Raw genomic sequence first — 18,219 nt, 5'->3', positions numbered from 1 at the left:
TCCATCTCTCATTAATCCCTTAACGCAGGCATACGGCAGTGGTTAGCTGCACTCCAGATTAGCTTTCTGCCGTCCTTCATCTAGAGCTTCTTTCAGCCAGGGAAGCTCCTCTCTTATACGCACAAGCGTTACAGATGGTCTACAACATACTTAATCCTTCAACATTTTCATACAAATATTCTATATTACGAATTATAGCCACCTTAAAAAAGTTTGTCAATTAATCTTCAACTAAAGTAGGGGGGTCTTTTGCTTTCCGTCGGATAAAATGACTTTTCGCGTGAACAATCGCCACTTTTATCACCACAAGGACTGGAACAGCTAAAATAAGTCCCAGGATTCCACCAACTTCTCCCCCAGCAGTTAACGCAATCATAATAATTAACGGGTGCATATGAAGACTTTTTCCAACAATTAAGGGAGACAAGATGTTTCCCTCTAAAAATTGAAGGCCAAAAACAATGACTAAGGTAATAACTACTAATTTTACTGACGAAGTGGCTGCGATGATTACTGCTGGTACTGCCCCAATAATCGGACCAAAATAGGGAATGACATTGGTGATTCCTACAATAAGGCCTAGTATCAACGGGTACTTTAAATGGAATAACCAAAACAGAAGTGCAGAAACACTGCCAATGATGATACAGACCAGAAGTTGTCCCCTAATATAGCTCCCTAGGGATTCATCCACATCTTTTAAGAAGAGGGTCCCTTTTTTTCGCCATTCTTTCGGTGTTATATACCAAAATGTTCGTTTAATCAATGGAAAATCCTTTAACATATAAAAGGCAATGAAGGGAACGATCATCAGGATTAATGCTGAATTTAGAAGCTTCATTAATAGATTGACGATAACTGTCAAGAGGGAATCCAACTTTTCTTCAAAGGCATCAATTCCATCATCTATTTTTGTTTGCAAACCGTCAGGCCATTCTCTCGTATTTGTTTCAAGCTTAGTAATCCAACCTCTATATTGTTCTGCTAAAACGGGGGCACTGTCGGAAAGATCTTTTATTTGGTCAATCATTGCTGGAACCCCTTTATAAAGTCCTAATCCGATTCCTCCAAAAAATAAAATATAAATTAGAAAAATAGCTAGCCCCCGGTGCATACCCTTTAGATGTAATTTCTCCACAATCGGATGAAGCAAATAGGTTATAAATCCACCAATAGCAAAGGGGAGCATAATAATAACAACCACCCTGAAGATAGGCAGCCATACAAAACGGATTTTCAGAAAAACATAAATGGCAATTAATAAAAGGAGTATAAAACCGATGCGGTAATACCATTTCATTCGAATCTCCACGTTCCATAGCCTCCTTCAGGTTAGTGTTAGAGACACTTGGGTGAATTATACATTTGAATATTTTGCATTAAAAATCCCCCTCAAGTTCGAGGGGGATTTTGTTTTAAAATATCGCACGTTTTACTTTCTTTGTCATTCTTTTCATATTTCGGGCTGACATCATATTATTTCTTGAGGCCACATTATAGGCAGCCATCCCAGCACCAAAAGCAATCATCGTCGTCATCATTTTATTCATACGTTTCACCTCTTTATTAGACGTTAATTAAGTTTAAACCTATAACTTGGATAACGATCTAACTCAAGTTTTCCGCTTTTCTATGTTAAATGGTGTAACGACGCTCTTCTTCTTCAAACAAATCATCTAAGGAACTTAGTGACCCGTCTTCTTCGACTTGATGGGTATTGATTATGCCTTTGTTTACTGAAAGTTCGATAAAGCAACTCCAACAATAATATTGGTTGATACCAATCTTACCGATATCCTTGCTTTGACAATTGGGACACTTAAACATGGAAAGACACCTCACGTATTATTTACGTCAACGATAATGGCATCCTTTCCGATTGCTAAGGGCTTTTCGGATTGAATGACTTGTTTGCCTTCCGTAAGTTCCGAAAAGAAGCCATCCGTGATTTCGTACCCTATAATAGTGCCCAATTCTTCCTGAAAATATACATCTTTTAACAATCCAAGTGATTCCCCACTCTTAGATAGCATCATCATCCCATTTAGAGAATGTTGATGTGTAAGTGTATATTCCGGATCATCTTTCAGTTTTACCAAATGGCCGTTATCCTCAATCATTATTCCATCCAAACCGAAGGAAGCCACTTTTTCGATGTCCAGAAAAAAGGATTGTTTGAAAAAAACGCCTTTTTTTATCAGTAAGCCGTTTACCTTACCGTTGCTGGAGATACATAAATCACAAACTTCACCAATTTTTTGGCCGCTTTTTGTATTAAAAACAGGCTGTCCTTTTAGTAAAGAAAATGTCCGCAAAGAGTGTCCCACCTCCTGTGAACATTTATAGTGTTAGTCAATTACCATGAAATCATAAGGTGAAACGTTTTCCATGCCAATCATTGGATCTTCTTGTATGAATAGTTCCTCGTAGGATAATTCCTCGGTCGGATTTTTACTTTCCGTTGGATTAACAACGTCTGATTCCTGATGGCTTACTTCAGCATTTGGTGGTGCTGCAATCGAATCATGGAGCTTGAGACAGAGGGTCGTTTGCCTAGAGAGTTCATCCGCTCTTTCTACGCCCATTTTAAGTGCATCGACTTCACCACACAGAATTAACGATTGTTTACTTCTAGTAATTGCCGTATAAATTAAATTTCTGCGCAGCATTCGATAATAACTTCTTGTAATCGGAAGGACAACAATCGGAAATTCACTGCCCTGAGATTTATGAACGGAACAACAATAGGCATGCGTAATTTGATTTAAGTCCTGCTTAGTGTATTCCACTTCATTGCCTTCAAAGGAAATATATATCATATCCTGCTTTTCGGTATTTTCCTTTGCATAAATAATGGAGATAATTTCTCCAATATCTCCGTTAAAGACATTACTTTCAGGTTGGTTGACAAGCTGCAGCACCTTATCACCGATGCGATATTTCACCTCACCAAACGCAATTTCCTTTCGCTTACCGTCAGGGTTTGGATTAAATATTTCTTGCAGCAAAACATTTAAACGGTCGATTCCGGCAGGTCCTCTATACATTGGGGCCAATACTTGAATATCCTTAGCGGAATACCCTTTATTCTTTGCATTAAGGGCTACTTTTTCAACTACCTGGGATACCTGCGCAGTTGAACATTTAATAAACGACCTGTCGGCTTGCTTCATCGTAATATCCGTAGGTAAATATCCCTTTTTGATTTCATGGGCAAGCTCAATAATCGAAGAACCTTCTGCCTGGCGATAAATATCGGTTAAGCGAACCGTTGGAATCCGTTCAGATTCCAGCATATCCTTTAACACCTGTCCTGGCCCTACTGACGGCAATTGATCCTCATCCCCCACCAGAATCACTTGAATATTTTCAGGGAGAGCCTTAAATAGTTGGTTGGCAAGCCAAATATCAAGCATCGAGGTTTCATCGACAATAATAATTTTCCCCTCAAGCGGGCTGCGATCATCATGGTCAAATCCTTCCTGCCCATTTAATCCAAGCAGACGATGAATGGTTACTGCCGGAAGTCCCGTCGATTCACTCATTCTTTTAGCCGCTCTACCAGTTGGTGCAGCAAGCAAGAATGGGAATGGTTCCCCTTTTTTATGGTAATCCTTTGGCTCTAAGGAACAGCCGTGCAATTCAGCATAAAGCTCAACAATCCCTTTGATAACCGTCGTTTTCCCTGTCCCAGGTCCACCGGTTAAGATTAACATGGGTGACATTAACGCGGTTTGGATGGCTTCTCGCTGCGAGGGTGCATATTGGACCCCAAGCCGTTCCTCTAAACTGCCTAACGATAACAGAAATTCAGATTCTGGAAATTGGTCTTTATATTCGGTTTGCTCAAGAATGCGATGGATATTCGTCACAAGCCCCTTTTCAGCAAAAAATAATGAAGGCATGTACACGCGTTTTTCTTCACCCATTAATTTGCCCTCTTCTTGGAGCTTAATAACCTCAATGGATATGTCTTGATAGTCAATTTGATCACGCTTGTTATCTTCTAGGAGTGCTTTTACTTGCTCCAATAAGTCCTCTGCATGGATGTAAACATGGCCATTTTGGATGCTTTCGTTCTCAAGTATGTAAAGACAGGCTGCTTTGATCCGGTCAGGATGGTTTCCTGAAATACCGAGCTGGTAGCCAAGTTCATCGGCCCGGCCAAAACCAATTCCTTCGATATCCTCTACCAATTGATAGGGATTTTTCTGTAATATTCCGAGCGTTTCGTCTTTATAGGCCTGATAAATCCGCATCGAAATCTGCGGTCCAAATCCATATTGGTTTAAGGCAACCATCACTTGCTCAAGTCCTTGATGCTCCATCAAGGTATCATAAAGTGATTTTGCTTTTTCAGGAGGGAGCTTTGGAATGGTGTCAAGCAATGACGGCTGACTGAGAATTTTAGAAATGGCATCTTCACCTAAGGTTTCGACAATGTTTTCAGCCGTCTTTTTCCCAATCCCTTTAAACATTTCCCCAGACAAATAGTTGATAACCCCTTGTTTTGTTTGGGGCATGTCCTTCCGGAAATGATTGGTGTGAAATTGAAGACCGAACTTTGGATGATCCTTAAATTCCCCGAAAAAAATATAGGTCTCTTGTTCATGTATTTTCGGAAAATAACCAGTGACCACTGCTTCTTTATCCTCATAGGAATGATTGGTTTCATCGACTCTTATTCGTAAAACCGTGTAAAGGTTTTGTTCATTGTGAAAAATAGTTACAATTGGCCTACCCTTTACGAATTTTCCTTGTTCTTCAAATAAATCCAATGTATCTTGCTTTTCCATTTAACTCCCTCCCTTCTAAAAAAGTAAGAATAGTTATTGATTACTTTCTAATAAGTTTTTTGCGTGACCTGCAAGTAAATGGTCAGGTTGAATTTCGAGTGCTTTATTGAACATTTCGATTGCCTTCGCTGCATTTTCTTGGAAAGCATAAGTAACACCTAAATTATAATAGGCATCCGAATGTTCTGGGTCCAGCTCGATACATTTTTCAAATTGAATCATTGCTTCAGCGATTAATTCTAACTGGGCAAGACATAATCCATACTGAAACCGTGCTTCCGCATCCGCTTCATTTAATTCGACGCATCTTTGTAAATATGGAAGCGCAAATTTCCCTTGGTTCAACTGAACAAGAGTCAGTCCCAACATGAAGTAATTGTCACTTGATTGCAGACCCTTTTTCATAGCTGTCTTAAACATATTCTTAGCTTCATTGAAAAGGTCCTTACTAAATAACAAGGTTCCAATACTATAATAAGCCGCCGCAGCGTTTTCATCTATTTCAATTGCTTTTTGATAAAAATTAAGCGCCTTTTCGTCGTCTCCGACCGCAGAAAGAACATTACCGAAATTAATATAGGCAACAGGGTCGTTGGGGTTTTCTTGAATGGCTTCATTAAAGGCCTTCGCAGCCTCTTCTAGGTTGCCATCCTGCATGTATTGCACACCTAATTGGTTTTTATCCATTTATTTCAGCTCCAATCCTAAGTGAAAGTATATCATATTTTATTTAAAAATAACCTTCCACAAAAAAACCTGACTCCCTTTTTAGGAATCAGGTTGACTACTTATCCAACATACGTTAATCGTTCACCATTTTTAAAAACTTTATCGATAGTTCCTCCGCCGAGACATTCATCGCCATTGTAAAAAACAACGGCTTGTCCTGGTGTGATGGCACGAATGGGTTCATCGAAAATAACTTCCACTTGAGCATCCTCCAACAATCGAACAGTCACTTTATTGTCATCCTGACGATAACGGAATTTTGCGGTACATTTGAATTCAGCTGGCTTTTCCCGGTCTGAAACCCAGCTAACGTCCACCGCGGTAAGGGAGTCTGAATATAATTTTTCATGATGAAAACCTTGGCCTACATAAAGAACATTTCTTTCTAAGTCCTTACCGATAGCAAACCATGGTTCACCCGAACCACCAATCCCTAGTCCATGACGCTGGCCAATCGTATGATACATCAGCCCTTCGTGGCTGCCTTTAACTTCACCATCGAACGTCTCCATATTCCCAGGCTGGGCCGGCAAATATTGACCCAAGAAATCTTTAAAATTTCGTTCTCCGATAAAACAAATCCCCGTGCTGTCTTTCTTTGCAGCCGTGGCAAGATTTGCTTCTTTGGCAATTTCCCGCACTTTTGGTTTCTCAAGATTCCCAATCGGGAACATCACTTTACTAAGCTGTTCCTGCGACAACTGGTTCAAGAAATACGTTTGGTCCTTATTATCGTCAAGTCCGCGAAGCATTTTATATTCTCCATCACGATATTCAACTTGAGCATAATGACCTGTTGCCAAATAGTCCGCACCTAAATTCATTGCATGTTCGAGGAACGCTTTAAATTTAATTTCCTTATTACACATAACATCCGGATTAGGTGTCCGTCCTGCTTTATACTCTTCAAGGAAATAGGTAAATACCTTGTCCCAATATTGTTTTTCAAAATTTACAGCATAATATGGAATGCCGATTTGATTGCAAACACGAATGACATCCTCATAGTCTTCTGTTGCCGTACAAAAACCGGTATCGTCTGTGTCATCCCAGTTTTTCATAAAAATGCCGATGACATCGTAGCCTTGCTGCTTTAATAAAAGTGCTGCCACAGAAGAATCTACTCCCCCAGACATTCCGACAACAACCCTTGTATTTTTTGGATCTTTTCTCTCCATTGAATTTCACCTCTCTTTTGTTGCAAAAATCATCGCCGATCTATTTTTTGAGACGGGAAACAACTCGAGCTGTTTCCTCAGCCGCCCTAATAACTTCCTCAGTTGTCGTATTAAAACCAAAACTGAAACGAATCGAATTAGTTAATCGTTCTGAGCGTTTACCAAACATAGCAACAAGCACGTGGGAGGGTTCAATTGAGCCCGCTGTGCATGCCGAACCACTCGAAACAGCAATTCCCGCTAAATCCAGGTTGACCAGCATTGCTTCCACACTTGTCCCGGGAAAACTTAAGTTTAATACATGTGGCAATGAATATTCAAGCATTCCGTTTATGTTAAATTCTACATCTAATTCACGGAGCTTTTCCATCATGCTTTTTTTCAAATCAAAGAATTTTGTTCGCTTAGCTTCCCGACCTTCATGTGCAATTACAACCGCTTCATGGAATCCAACAATCGCGCCAATATTTTCGGTTCCAGCACGTCTTTTTCTTTCTTGCTCACCGCCGAAGGAACGCGGAGCCAGTTTTACATTTGACCTGGCATAAAGAAAACCTGTTCCTTTTGGACCATTGATTTTGTGGGCAGAGACGGATAATAAATCGATCAGACTTTCATTAACATCAATGTTTTCAACCCCGTAAGCCTGTACGGCATCCGTATGGAACTTTGCTTGATGATCTTTTAATAACTGTCCAATCTCAAGTATAGGCTGAAGTGTGCCTACTTCGTTATTCCCATACATGATCGACACCAAAATGGTATCATCCCTTAAGGCAGCACGAAGTTCAGCCAGTGATATTCGCCCTGTTTCATCTACAGGTAAATAAGTGACCTCAAAGCCCACTTTTTCTAACTTCTTGCAAGCGTGGAGAACTGCATGATGCTCCACATCGGAGGTAATAATATGTCTGCCATTATGCTGATAGGTTTCCGCAACCCCAAACAACGCCATATTATCTGCTTCGGTTCCCCCACTTGTAAAAATAATCTCGTTATCCTTTGCACCAATGCTGTTTGCTAACACCGAGCGCGCTAAATCAATTTGTTGTCGTGCTTCCCTGCCAAAGGAATGAATACTTGAGGGATTTCCGAACGTCAAGTTCATCGCCTCGAGCATTTTTTCAATAACCCTTGGATGCATGGGAGATGTAGCAGCATGGTCGAGATAAATTCGTTCCACATTTACACCTTCTATCAAAATAATTCTACAATGTTACTTTTTACCCTAAATATAAAACATATAACCATCCGGTTCTTCATCATTACTATGATTTGCTAAATCTTCTAACGTCGTGTTATCCAAAACGTTTCTAATAGCATCACGAATTCGAATCCACAGCTCCCGTTTGGCAGGTTCTTCATCTTCAATCCCTTCAACAGGCGTGATTGGTCCTTCTAGGACACGAATGACATCCCCAGCAGTAATTTTTGATGGAATGTTTGTTAAGATATAGCCGCCATAGGCACCCCTAATGCTTTTCACAAGGCCAGCATTCCGTAATGGGGCAATTAATTGTTCTAAATAATGTTCCGATAAATCATTTGCTTGCGCAATCGTTTTTAATGAAATCGGCCCTTCGCCCTGTTTCTTAGCAAGTTCAATCATGATCGTTAAACCATAGCGACCCTTTGTTGAAATTTTCATATCGCACCCTCTATTCGTATCTATATTAAAAAATCCTTAGTAATTTAATAGGCATTAAAAGTATATCATATTCTTCTTTCATATGCTTTTTCAAGGAAAAATGATAATGTTAAGCTATATGAGCTAAATTTCTATTAGAAAAACCTTTTTGGAGAGATGTCAAATGCAGCAAAAGCCTTTAGCATTTCGGATGCGGCCTCGAACGATTGAAGAAGTTGTCGGCCAAGAGCATCTGGTCGGTGATGGGAAAATTATTTCAAGAATGGTGAAGGCCAAACAGCTGACCTCTATGATTTTATATGGACCCCCGGGTATTGGTAAAACATCCATTGCCAGTGCGATTGCCGGCAGCACAAAGTATGCCTTTCGAACACTAAATGCGGTAACGAATAATAAAAAGGATATGGAAATTGTTGCTGCTGAAGCAAAAATGTCAGGAAAAGTGATTCTGCTCCTTGACGAAGTCCATCGTTTAGATAAAGCGAAGCAAGATTTTTTATTACCTTATTTAGAAAACGGAATGATTGTATTAATCGGTGCTACGACTAGTAATCCCTATCATGCCATTAATCCTGCAATCCGGAGCCGCTGTCAGATTTTCGAATTAAAGCCCTTGTCCCCAGAGGAAGTAAAACAGGCGTTAATTCGTGCCCTCAAAGATGACGAACGCGGTTTTGGCAAAGTAAAGGTTGAGATGGATGATGAAGCGTTAATGCATTTTTCACAAGGTTCGAATGGGGATGTAAGGAGCTCTTTGAATGCACTGGAATTAGCGGTCCTTTCCACGGATAAAGATATAGATGGAACTATACATATCGATGTTGAAACAGCAGAAGAATGTCTGCAAAAGAAGAGCCTTGTTGCCGATAAAGATGGGGATGGGCATTATGATGTTTTGTCAGCCTTTCAGAAATCGATTCGCGGCAGTGATGTCAATGCCGCTCTCCATTATCTGGGCCGTTTAATCGAGGCAGGTGACCTGCCGAGTATCAGCCGCAGATTAATTGTTATCGCCTACGAAGATGTCGGATTAGCTAACCCGCAAGCGGGTGCACGCACTTTAGCAGCGATTGAAACGGCCGAAAGAATTGGTTTTCCGGAAGCAAGGATTCCCCTTGCGAATGCTGTCATTGAACTGTGCTTATCACCAAAATCCAATTCAGCTGTTCTTGCCATTCAGGCCGCGCTTGAAGACATCCAAAAAGGCATCGTCGGTGAGGTCCCGGACCATCTAAAGGATGCCCATTACAAAGGAGCAAAGGAGCTGGGCAGAGGGATAGATTACAAGTACCCGCATGATTATGAAAACGGCTGGGTCCCGCAACAGTACTTGCCAAACAAGTTAAAACACAAACAATACTACCAACCAAAGAAAACCGGAAAGTTCGAACAGGCACTCGCCATCGTATACGAGAAGTTAACCAGAAAAAAATAGGGTGTCAGGCATCATGTGAAAAATTCACATGGTGCCTGACACCCTTTTCTCTAGTTAAGCGGCCACGTCTCTTTTCTTGAAGACTAGGAAGGCTAACAATTGGAAGATGACAAAATAAACGAGGAGCATGATGACCGAAAATGACATCGACATTCCTTCCATCATGGGTGTGCCGTCCACATATTGCATGAGATCGGTGTTGGCAAACAAGATGTATTTAGCCCAGCTAAATTTTATCGAAAGCAACAACGTAAATTGAGCCCCAGTGAATAATAAAAATAAGGATAAGCCAATTGCTAGAGAACTACTCCGGAAAACCGATGATATCATAAACGCCATCGTCGCAAGCATGATTGTGTCAATGGAACTAAGCCCATAATAAGTCATTAGATACACAATGATATTTTGTTCGGTTACCTGCCCATTGGCATATTTCAAATAAGGCACTGGATGATCTGGCGTTCCAAACAGGAAGGCACCAAGAATAGCTGAGAAAGCAAACAGAATCGCCAACATCAACAACGCAAATAGCAAAACAGTAAGATATTTGGATGCTAATATTTTGCTTCGATTGATCGGCCGGATTAATAACAGCTTGATGGTACCCCAGTTGAATTCACTGGCAACAATTCCTGCCGAGATGATTATTGTAAATAATCCTGCCAAGATAATCAGTTGTGACGCATCTTTTACAAACGACCAGACATTATATTTTTCATTAAAAGGGAGATGGTGCACTATTCGGTAGTCATTTATCGCAATTTCTTCCTTGTAGTATTGCTTCTCAAGCTTTGATTTGCTTTGCTCCATTTGTTTCTTTAATGCTTCATTTTCCTGGTGTAAAGTTTGTTCCCAATTTTTATCAAGTTTGAATTCTCGTTCCTGGTATTTCTGAAAAATACCAAAAATCGATATTATCACAATCAGTATCGCAATCATCACATAAGTACCAGGGCGTTTAAAAATTTTCATCCATTCATTTTTAATTAAATTAACCACGACTTGGCGCCCCCTTTTCAGTCGTCAGTTCGAGGAAGCGATCTTCTAACGTTTTGGCTACTTCCTTGATGGCAAAAACTTGAATATCCTCTGTAATAAATATTTTTACCAAATTCGGAATTTCTTCTTTTGGTAACTCAACAGTTATTCCATTCCTTGAACGGTGTGCTCGAACATTGGGATAGTGGCTCTCCATAAGCGCCAAAGCCTTATCACTTGGAACTATTTCCATTTCATAGGTCATTTTAGTTTCACCATGGACAAGTTCATGGACAAGCTGCACATCAATCAAGCGTCCATTTTGAATAATCCCTATCCGGTCACACATCATTTCCATTTCTGAAAGCAAGTGGCTGGATACAATCACGGCCAGATTTTTCTCACGGGCCAAGAGGCGGACATAGTCGCGAATTTCCCTAATTCCAGCAGGGTCCAAACCATTCGTCGGTTCGTCAAGAATTAATATCTGTGGGTCATGCAAAAGACACTGGGCTAACCCTAATCTTTGCCTCATCCCAAGGGAGTAGGTTTTGACCTTGTCGTTTATGCGGTCCGTTAATCCGACAAGTTCCACGGTTTCTGCAATCTTCTCCTTAGAAATCCCTTTTGCCATTCTTGCATAATGGACTAGGTTTTGATAGCCTGTCAGAAATTTATACATTTCCGGATTTTCAACAATCGCACCGATATGACGCACAGCACTCTCAAAATCACTTTTAATACTTGCACCGCCGACCGTAATATCTCCTGATGTGATAGCCATCAAACCGACGATCATTCGAATTGTTGTTGTTTTCCCTGCCCCATTCGGTCCTAAGAAACCAAAGACCTCGCCTTTGTTCACTTGAAAGCTAATATTATCTATAATGGTTCTTCCTTTAATCACTTTCGTAACATTTTTTAACTCAACGATAGTTTCCAAGCTCTCTCCCCTCTCTATGTATCCTCACTTAGTTTATCTTATTGTAGAAAATTTTTCCTTAACTATTATAGCCACGAAATACATTGTTCTAAAAAAAGGAAAACTAATTATTCGGCAAGTAGTAAAAAAACCCTAAACTAATAAAAGTTTAGGGCCACTCAACATTTTATTTCTCATCCGATACGCGTTGGATTTTGATGCTGCTTAATAATTGACTACATACATAGCTTGCCATGATTAGACCAGCAGCGGATGGTACGAAGGCATTGGATGCTGGCGGCATCTGTGCTTTGCGGATGGGAGCATTTTCATTTCCTACTTCTTTTTTAATATCTTCACGAATGACAATTGGGCTTTCATCCGAAAATACAACTGGAATTCCTTTATGGATTCTTTCCTTGCGCAGCTTCGTCCGAATGACCTTCGCGATTGGATCCGTATGTGTTTTTGAAATATCGGCAATCTTAAAGCGGGTTGGGTCCATTTTATTGGCTGCTCCCATACTTGAAATAATTGGGATATTCCTCTTTAAGCATTCCTTCATTAAATGGATTTTATAAACAATCGTATCCGAAGCATCAACGACAAAATCCAAATTATGGCTAAAAATCTGTTCATAGGTCTCTTCCGTATAAAACATCTTCAATGAGATGACTTCGCAGTCTGGATTAATATCTCTAATCCGCTCCTCCATAATCTCTACCTTTGGTCTTCCGACAGTCGAAAGCAGTGCAATCAGCTGGCGGTTGATGTTGGTAATATCCACATCGTCTTTATCTATTAATATTAAACGGCCAACTCCAGAACGGGCCAATGCTTCAGCAGCAAAGGAACCAACGCCGCCGATTCCTAAAACAGCAACCGTGCTATTTTTCATTATCTCAAGGCCTTCTTTACCGATGGCAAGTTCATTACGTGAAAATTGATGCAGCATTATGTTCACTCCAATTATTAAATTCGTTACATTTCTTTTTCCCGATTAAAAATATATCATACACTCCATTAAAAACAAGTATCTTGATAGGAATAATTAAGATGGGAAGCAAAACAAAACCTCCCGCAAGGTTCAGGAGGTTGATTTTAAGCAAATAGAAAGAGTCCCAATTATGCCGTCACTCTTAATTCCTTAGTTTTGATCCCGCCACTTTCGCAGGGGGGTGTCCTGTTCCTGAAATTGTAAGTCCCCTTCCCCGAAAAGGGTGAGGCATATACGCAATCAGAAAACTCTGGACTCCCAATAAATAATGTTCGGTCAAAACTTCAGGCAACGTAACGAACATTTCAGGACTCTTCTTTGATGCTTTTATAATAGCATATTAAAAAGCTGGATTCAAGGATTCATGAAAGCGAATTCCCGTTATTTTTTAACATTTAGTGACAAATTTAATTCCTTCAATTGAGCCTCAGAAACTTCACCTGGAGCGTTCGTTAACAAGCAGCTCGCACTTGCGGTTTTTGGAAAAGCAATCGTATCTCTTAGATTTGTGCTGCCGGCAAGAAGCATAACTAATCGGTCAAGGCCAAGGGCAATTCCACCATGCGGCGGTGTTCCATATTCAAACGCATTTAACAAGAACCCAAATTGCTCCCTTGCTTCTTCAGGTGTAAATCCAAGTATGCTGAACATCTTTTCCTGGATATCACGTTCAAAAATCCGAAGTGATCCCCCACCTAACTCATAACCATTTAAGACAATGTCATAAGCCTGGGCACGTACTTTTGATGGATCTGTATCTAAATACTCTAGATCTTCTCTAAACGGCATCGTAAACGGATGATGGGCGGCATAATAGCGGCCTTCCTCTTCATCGTACTCAAGGAGCGGCCAGTCTGTCACCCATAAGAAATTGAACAGGCTTGGATCAATGAGATCCAACTCTCTCGCTAGCTTTTGACGAAGGGCACCTAATGCATCGGCAACAACCTTTTTCTTATCGGCAACAAACAGAAGCAAATCTCCTGCAGAAGCTTCAAGCGTACTCAAAAGTGCTTTTGTGTCTTCTTCAGAGAAGAATTTTGCAATCGGCCCCTTTAGCCCTTCAGTGTCCACTTTAAGCCAAGCAAGTCCTTTTGCTCCATAAACAGCAACGAACTCCGTTAAGGCATCGATATCTTTACGTGAGTAGTTGTCAGCTGCACCTTTAACATTAATTGCTTTAACCTGTCCGCCATTTGCCACTGCCGAAGCGAACACTTTAAAACCTGAGTCCTTGACGATTTCTGAAAGATCGACAAGCTCTAATCCGAAACGAGTATCCGGTTTATCCGATCCAAACCGGCTCATTGCTTCGTCATAGGTCATGCGTGGGAAGGCAGCTGGCAGATTTACTCCTTTTACTTCTTTCATTAACTTCGTCATCATTGTTTCCATCATGCCCATGATATCTTCTTGGCTCAAGAAGCTTGTTTCAATATCGATTTGGGTAAATTCCGGCTGACGGTCAGCACGTAAGTCTTCATCGCGGAAGCAGCGTGCAATTTGGTAATAACGTTCAATCCCGCCCACCATAAGCAATTGTTTAAAAAGCTGCGGTGATTGTGGCAGGGCATAAAACTCACCGGGATGAACACGACTTGGAACTAAATAATCACGTGCACCCTCTGGAGTACTTTTTGTTAAAATAGGTGTCTCAATATCTAAAAAGCCTTCACTGTCAAGGTAATCCCTAATTTGCTTTGTAACCTGATGACGCATTTTTAAGGTTTCAAAAATAACTGGGCGACGGAAATCTAGATACCGGTATTTTAAGCGGATATCTTCGGATGCATCTGTTTTGTCAGAAATCAAAAATGGCGGTGTCTTCGCTTCATTAATGATTGTTACTTTATCTGCATGGACTTCAATTTTTCCAGTTTTCAAATTCTCGTTGAAGGTTGATGCGTCGCGGGCTACCACCGTACCAACTATATCTAAAACAAACTCATTACGGATTTTTTCAGCAATTTGCAAAGCTTCCTTCGATAAATCAGGATTAAAGACTACCTGAACAATCCCAGAACGGTCGCGTAAATCGATAAAAATTAATCCGCCCAGGTCACGTCTTTTTTGGACCCAGCCTTTCAAGGTGACCTTTTCGCCAACTGCCGATTCAGGAACATCCCCACAAAAATATGATCTGCCAAACATAAAATTTCCTCCCCTTATTCCTGCAACTCTTGGAATTGTTTAATAAAAGTTGCTAAATCAATTTCTACTTGCTCACCTGTAGCCATATTTTTTACATTGATTTTATTATTTTTGAGCTCTTCATCGCCTAGTACAGCAACATACTTCGCTTTTAAACGATCCGCGGCTTTAAATTGAGCTTTAATTTTACGGTCCAAATAATCACGCTCTGCTGAAAATCCAGCCCGGCGCAGCTGCTGCAACAGGCCGACAGTGTAATCCTTAGCAGCTTCACCGAGTGCAGCTAAATAGCAATCGATGCTTTCGTTAATTTCGAGCTCAATTCCTTCTGCATTAAGGGCTGCAATAAAACGTTCAATACTTAAAGCAAAGCCGATACCAGGCGCTTCGGGACCACCAATTTCTTCTGATAGACCATTATAACGGCCCCCGCCACAAAGCGTGGTAATTGCCCCAAAGCCTTCCGCATTACTCATAATTTCAAATGCTGTGTGGTTATAATAATCCAATCCACGCACTAAGTTCGCATCTACTTCAAAAGGAATATCAAGCTGAGTTAAATAGCGCTGTAATTTTTCAAAATAATTTTTGGAGAAATCATTTAGAAACTCTAGAATAGATGGCGCTGTTTTCATTAATTCATGTTCACGGTCCACTTTACAATCTAGAATGCGGAGCGGATTTTTTTCGAGACGATTTTGACAATCATGGCAAAATTCTCCGATTCTTGGTTTGAAGTGATTTACTAACGCTTCACGGTGGGCGTTCCGGCTTTCCTTATCACCCAAACTATTAATGATCAGCTTCAGCTTTTTTAAGCCCATTTCTTTGTATAAGTTCATTGCGAGTGAAATTACTTCTGCATCAATAGCAGGGTCATTGCTGCCTAATGCTTCAATTCCAAACTGGACAAACTGGCGAAAACGTCCAGCCTGTGGGCGTTCATATCTGAACATGGGTCCCATATAGTAAAGCTTTACAGGCTGGTTAGGCAGGCCGAACATTTTTTTCTCGACATAGGAGCGAACCACCGCTGCTGTTCCTTCTGGTCTAAGGGTGAGACTTCTTTTCCCTCTGTCTTCAAATGTGTACATTTCCTTCTGAACAATATCGGTGCTATCGCCAACGCCTCTTGAAAAAAGATCGGTATGTTCAAAAATTGGGGTGCGAATCTCTTTATATTGATATTTCTCACAAAGTTCACGCGCTTTTGCTTCAATCATTTGCCACTTTTCTACCTCTCCAGGTAAAATGTCTTGCGTTCCTCGTGGAATGCTTATGGACATAGTGGAAAACCTCCTTATTTTTTATTCTGTTATGTAAGGACACTGTCTAGCACCAGCGTCTCGCAGCTAGTGGACGCTGGAGTTTTTCGTAAAAAAACAAAAAACTCCCGTCCCTTGTATGAATACAAGGGACGGGAGTTATAATAATCCCGCGGTGCCACCCTAGTTGAAGGCATAGATTTCATGCACTTCCTCTTTAACAGTTAACGCCTGCTACGTTCTTCTCCTACTAGAGTTGATCCTTTTTCAGAGAGAAGCCTACGGAGTGTTCCTTCATTAAGATTCATGTAGAAATGCTTTCAGCCTAGGGCATTTCCTCTCTTTTCATGACTGCGCTTAATTACTATTCTCCATCATTGGTTATATCACAATTTGTCATTTTATTTTATTAATATTACGGAGCATCGCTGGTAATGTCAATAGCGATTTATGATCTTTCTAAATGTTTCTTTAACTTTCTGACATCCCCAATTGTTAAACCAAATTCTGATGCAAGTTCAAACGAGGTCGCATGCTGTTCCTTTTGAATAAAATCATGAAAATCAACTCCGAAAAGTCGTCCATCCATTGACTGGATGTTCATTCCTTTTTCACTTGCTCTCATTTCTAATCACCTCTGCCTTTTCTTCAATTACTAATATTATTTCCATCCATTGCGAAAATCTTGCATACAGGTTAAGATTTCTCTTTAAAATGGTCAATATTAGCAATTTGGGAATGATTTTCAGCTTTTAATAAGCTAAAATTAAATAGGTAAAGGAGGGTGTTATGCTCAATAGATCTAGTTTATTGCTTTTATCTATTATTCTAATTTTTAGTGCTTTCCTGCCTCAAGGAAAAAGCGTTGCAGCGACCGAATCTATATCCATAAGCACAGGTATCGTCAACGGAGATACCTTAAACATCAGGCAGGAACCCTCTACATCAAGCCCAGTAATCGGGAAACTAACCCATGGCACTAGTGTAATCATATTTTCTAAGCAAAATAATTGGTTAGAGGTCGGCTTTGCTAACTTAAGAGGATGGGTTAGTTCTGAGTTTATTGACAGCCAATCGTCAAGTGCCATGCCGGACTCGACTCTAAAAAAGAAAAGCAGCATGACTGGAACGGTTACGGCTAACAGCCTTAGTGTAAGGTCAGGTGCCTCATTAAATACTACCCTGCTTGGTTCAGTTTCTATGGGGCAAAGTTTTACGATTGTAGATGAGCAGAATAATTGGGCAAAAATAGAATACAAGACTGGTAGTTTCGGATGGGTTGCCGGATGGTTTCTTGAAATAAAAACAGTGAAGTCCCAAGTAGGACAAGCTGAGAAGGAACGTATGATTACAATCATCCATACGGGGACAAATATCCGAAAAGGACCAAACGTGCAATCGGCAGTCGTCGTGCGTGCAAATAAAGGCGGTAAATTTCACGTTAATACTGTAATCAATGACTGGTATGAGATAAAACTAAACAATGGAAAATTAGGTTATGTGGCTGGCTGGCTTGTTTCTATTAACGGAACAAACCCACAGATTAAGAGGCCTGGTGCCGAAGAATATCTTAAAAATAAAACGATTGTTCTCGATCCGGGGCATGGCGGAGAGGACAAAGGGGCTACGGGTGTTAGCGGAACATTCGAAAAAGAACTAACACTTAGGACAAGCCAGCTCCTGTTTGATAAATTAAAAGTGGCTGGAGCCAAGGTCTACGTAACGAGAAAAAATGATTCCTACTTGCAGCTTCCCGCCCGAGTGAACATGGCACGTAATAACAATGCGGATGCTTTTATCAGCCTTCATTACGATAGTAATTTAGACCGCAGTGTTCGCGGGATGACAGGGTTTTACTATTATCCCTATCAAAAGGCGCTCGCTGAATCTATTTTTGCCTCCACAATTGGCCAAACGAAATTGAAAAGCCGTGGGGTACGTTTTGGAGATTTCCATGTGATTCGTGAAAATAGTCAAAAAGCCGTTCTTATCGAGCTTGGCTATTTAAGTAACCCGGAAGAAGAAATGACGTTAAAGTCAAGTGAATTCCAAGAAAATGCAGCTTTGGGTATGTACGACGGACTCGCTCGATACTTTAAAGAAAACAACTAAAAAGCATA

At 40.6% G+C, this 18,219-nt stretch carries 17 protein-coding genes, 1 other RNA gene and 2 other annotated features (1 of these 20 only partly in view); of the genes, 2 read left to right on the top strand and 16 right to left on the bottom strand.

Going from position 1 to position 18,219, the window contains the following annotated elements; all coding sequences use genetic code 11:
* Nucleotides 1–171 (bottom strand) — a binding site (T-box leader) (it extends 56 nt beyond the left edge of the window).
* A gap of 49 nt (nt 172–220) precedes the next feature.
* The 9 genes from RCG22_RS22095 to cymR all read right to left on the bottom strand — a co-directional run bounded on the left by RCG22_RS22095 (nt 221) and on the right by cymR (nt 8,351).
* Nucleotides 221–1,312: an AI-2E family transporter gene (locus RCG22_RS22095; protein WP_308104729.1), complete on the bottom strand. Its 1,092-nt coding sequence runs from the start codon at nt 1,310–1,312 to the stop codon at nt 221–223.
* Between the two features lie 103 nt (nt 1,313–1,415).
* Nucleotides 1,416–1,550 (bottom strand): YrzQ family protein, encoded by a 135-nt coding sequence (locus RCG22_RS22090; RefSeq protein ID WP_082797309.1) that lies wholly within the window; start codon nt 1,548–1,550, stop codon nt 1,416–1,418.
* Nucleotides 1,551–1,635: 85 nt separating this feature from the next.
* Entirely contained in the window at nt 1,636–1,827 is a 192-nt protein-coding gene (locus RCG22_RS22085; protein ID WP_098259624.1) for a hypothetical protein, read from the bottom strand.
* An 11-nt stretch (nt 1,828–1,838) separates the two neighbouring features.
* Nucleotides 1,839–2,315 (bottom strand): PRC-barrel domain-containing protein, encoded by a 477-nt coding sequence (locus RCG22_RS22080; protein WP_066257797.1) that lies wholly within the window; start codon nt 2,313–2,315, stop codon nt 1,839–1,841.
* 33 nt (nt 2,316–2,348) lie between these two features.
* Nucleotides 2,349–4,796 (bottom strand): SF1B family DNA helicase RecD2, encoded by a 2,448-nt coding sequence (gene recD2, locus RCG22_RS22075; RefSeq protein ID WP_308104728.1) that lies wholly within the window; start codon nt 4,794–4,796, stop codon nt 2,349–2,351.
* A gap of 33 nt (nt 4,797–4,829) precedes the next feature.
* The gene (locus RCG22_RS22070; protein WP_308104727.1) at nt 4,830–5,483 is read right to left on the bottom strand and encodes a tetratricopeptide repeat protein; all 654 of its coding nucleotides are present in this window, start codon (nt 5,481–5,483) and stop codon (nt 4,830–4,832) included.
* Between the two features lie 101 nt (nt 5,484–5,584).
* A complete protein-coding gene (gene mnmA, locus RCG22_RS22065; RefSeq protein ID WP_308104726.1) occupies nt 5,585–6,703 on the bottom strand; it encodes a tRNA 2-thiouridine(34) synthase MnmA in 1,119 nt (372 codons plus the stop codon).
* A 40-nt stretch (nt 6,704–6,743) separates the two neighbouring features.
* On the bottom strand, nt 6,744–7,886 hold the full coding sequence (locus RCG22_RS22060) for a cysteine desulfurase family protein (RefSeq protein WP_308104725.1): 1,143 nt from the start codon (nt 7,884–7,886) through the stop codon (nt 6,744–6,746).
* 45 nt (nt 7,887–7,931) lie between these two features.
* Nucleotides 7,932–8,351, bottom strand: a complete 420-nt coding sequence (cymR, locus tag RCG22_RS22055; RefSeq protein WP_098259630.1) for a cysteine metabolism transcriptional regulator CymR — start codon at nt 8,349–8,351, stop codon at nt 7,932–7,934.
* A gap of 163 nt (nt 8,352–8,514) precedes the next feature.
* Between cymR and RCG22_RS22050 the strand changes: the two genes are divergently transcribed.
* Nucleotides 8,515–9,786, top strand: a complete 1,272-nt coding sequence (locus RCG22_RS22050) for a replication-associated recombination protein A (protein WP_308104724.1) — start codon at nt 8,515–8,517, stop codon at nt 9,784–9,786.
* Between the two features lie 54 nt (nt 9,787–9,840).
* On the opposite strand, the gene RCG22_RS22045 is transcribed toward RCG22_RS22050, so the two are convergent.
* The 7 genes from RCG22_RS22045 to RCG22_RS22015 all read right to left on the bottom strand — a co-directional run bounded on the left by RCG22_RS22045 (nt 9,841) and on the right by RCG22_RS22015 (nt 16,724).
* Complete coding sequence (locus RCG22_RS22045) at nt 9,841–10,785, bottom strand: ABC transporter permease (RefSeq protein WP_308104723.1); 945 nt, start codon at nt 10,783–10,785, stop codon at nt 9,841–9,843.
* Nucleotides 10,778–11,707 (bottom strand): ABC transporter ATP-binding protein, encoded by a 930-nt coding sequence (locus RCG22_RS22040; protein ID WP_308104722.1) that lies wholly within the window; start codon nt 11,705–11,707, stop codon nt 10,778–10,780. The genes RCG22_RS22045 and RCG22_RS22040 overlap by 8 nt, the downstream gene beginning before the upstream one ends.
* 166 nt (nt 11,708–11,873) lie before the next feature.
* On the bottom strand, nt 11,874–12,641 hold the full coding sequence (locus tag RCG22_RS22035) for a tRNA threonylcarbamoyladenosine dehydratase (RefSeq protein WP_308104721.1): 768 nt from the start codon (nt 12,639–12,641) through the stop codon (nt 11,874–11,876).
* A gap of 159 nt (nt 12,642–12,800) precedes the next feature.
* Nucleotides 12,801–12,998: non-coding RNA, 6S RNA (gene ssrS / locus RCG22_RS22030), on the bottom strand.
* A 66-nt stretch (nt 12,999–13,064) separates the two neighbouring features.
* Nucleotides 13,065–14,834 carry an aspartate--tRNA ligase gene (gene aspS / locus RCG22_RS22025; RefSeq protein WP_308104720.1) on the bottom strand — a complete coding sequence of 590 codons (1,770 nt, stop codon included), beginning with the start codon at nt 14,832–14,834 and terminating at the stop codon, nt 13,065–13,067.
* 14 nt (nt 14,835–14,848) lie between these two features.
* Nucleotides 14,849–16,120: a histidine--tRNA ligase gene (gene hisS, locus RCG22_RS22020; RefSeq protein ID WP_308104719.1), complete on the bottom strand. Its 1,272-nt coding sequence runs from the start codon at nt 16,118–16,120 to the stop codon at nt 14,849–14,851.
* A 124-nt stretch (nt 16,121–16,244) separates the two neighbouring features.
* Nucleotides 16,245–16,486, bottom strand: a binding site (T-box leader).
* Between the two features lie 61 nt (nt 16,487–16,547).
* Nucleotides 16,548–16,724 carry a hypothetical protein gene (locus RCG22_RS22015; protein ID WP_168245176.1) on the bottom strand — a complete coding sequence of 59 codons (177 nt, stop codon included), beginning with the start codon at nt 16,722–16,724 and terminating at the stop codon, nt 16,548–16,550.
* A 164-nt stretch (nt 16,725–16,888) separates the two neighbouring features.
* On the opposite strand from RCG22_RS22015, the gene RCG22_RS22010 reads away from it, so the two are divergent.
* Nucleotides 16,889–18,211 (top strand): N-acetylmuramoyl-L-alanine amidase family protein, encoded by a 1,323-nt coding sequence (locus RCG22_RS22010; protein WP_308104718.1) that lies wholly within the window; start codon nt 16,889–16,891, stop codon nt 18,209–18,211.
* Nucleotides 18,212–18,219 lie beyond the last annotated feature (8 nt).

This window comes from Neobacillus nitrireducens (genome assembly GCF_030915405.1).
In the GTDB taxonomy this organism is placed as follows: domain Bacteria; phylum Bacillota; class Bacilli; order Bacillales; family Cytobacillaceae; genus Neobacillus.
The sequence above is the reverse complement of the archived record's forward strand: the minus strand, read 5'-3'. Positions and strand labels throughout refer to the sequence as shown.

What these genes read in the sequence shown, in the direction of transcription:
- RCG22_RS22090 (WP_082797309.1), bottom strand. Translation starts at nt 1,550, where the DNA reads ATGAATAAAATGATGACGACGATGATTGCTTTTGGTGCTGGGATGGCT.
- RCG22_RS22085 (WP_098259624.1), bottom strand. Translation starts at nt 1,827, where the DNA reads ATGTTTAAGTGTCCCAATTGTCAAAGCAAGGATATCGGTAAGATTGGT.
- recD2 (WP_308104728.1), bottom strand. Translation starts at nt 4,796, where the DNA reads ATGGAAAAGCAAGATACATTGGATTTATTTGAAGAACAAGGAAAATTC.
- RCG22_RS22070 (WP_308104727.1), bottom strand. Translation starts at nt 5,483, where the DNA reads ATGGATAAAAACCAATTAGGTGTGCAATACATGCAGGATGGCAACCTA.
- mnmA (WP_308104726.1), bottom strand. Translation starts at nt 6,703, where the DNA reads ATGGAGAGAAAAGATCCAAAAAATACAAGGGTTGTTGTCGGAATGTCT.
- cymR (WP_098259630.1), bottom strand. Translation starts at nt 8,351, where the DNA reads ATGAAAATTTCAACAAAGGGTCGCTATGGTTTAACGATCATGATTGAA.
- RCG22_RS22050 (WP_308104724.1), top strand. Translation starts at nt 8,515, where the DNA reads ATGCAGCAAAAGCCTTTAGCATTTCGGATGCGGCCTCGAACGATTGAA.
- RCG22_RS22035 (WP_308104721.1), bottom strand. Translation starts at nt 12,641, where the DNA reads ATGCTGCATCAATTTTCACGTAATGAACTTGCCATCGGTAAAGAAGGC.
- aspS (WP_308104720.1), bottom strand. Translation starts at nt 14,834, where the DNA reads ATGTTTGGCAGATCATATTTTTGTGGGGATGTTCCTGAATCGGCAGTT.
- hisS (WP_308104719.1), bottom strand. Translation starts at nt 16,120, where the DNA reads ATGTCCATAAGCATTCCACGAGGAACGCAAGACATTTTACCTGGAGAG.
- RCG22_RS22015 (WP_168245176.1), bottom strand. Translation starts at nt 16,724, where the DNA reads ATGAGAGCAAGTGAAAAAGGAATGAACATCCAGTCAATGGATGGACGA.
- RCG22_RS22010 (WP_308104718.1), top strand. Translation starts at nt 16,889, where the DNA reads ATGCTCAATAGATCTAGTTTATTGCTTTTATCTATTATTCTAATTTTT.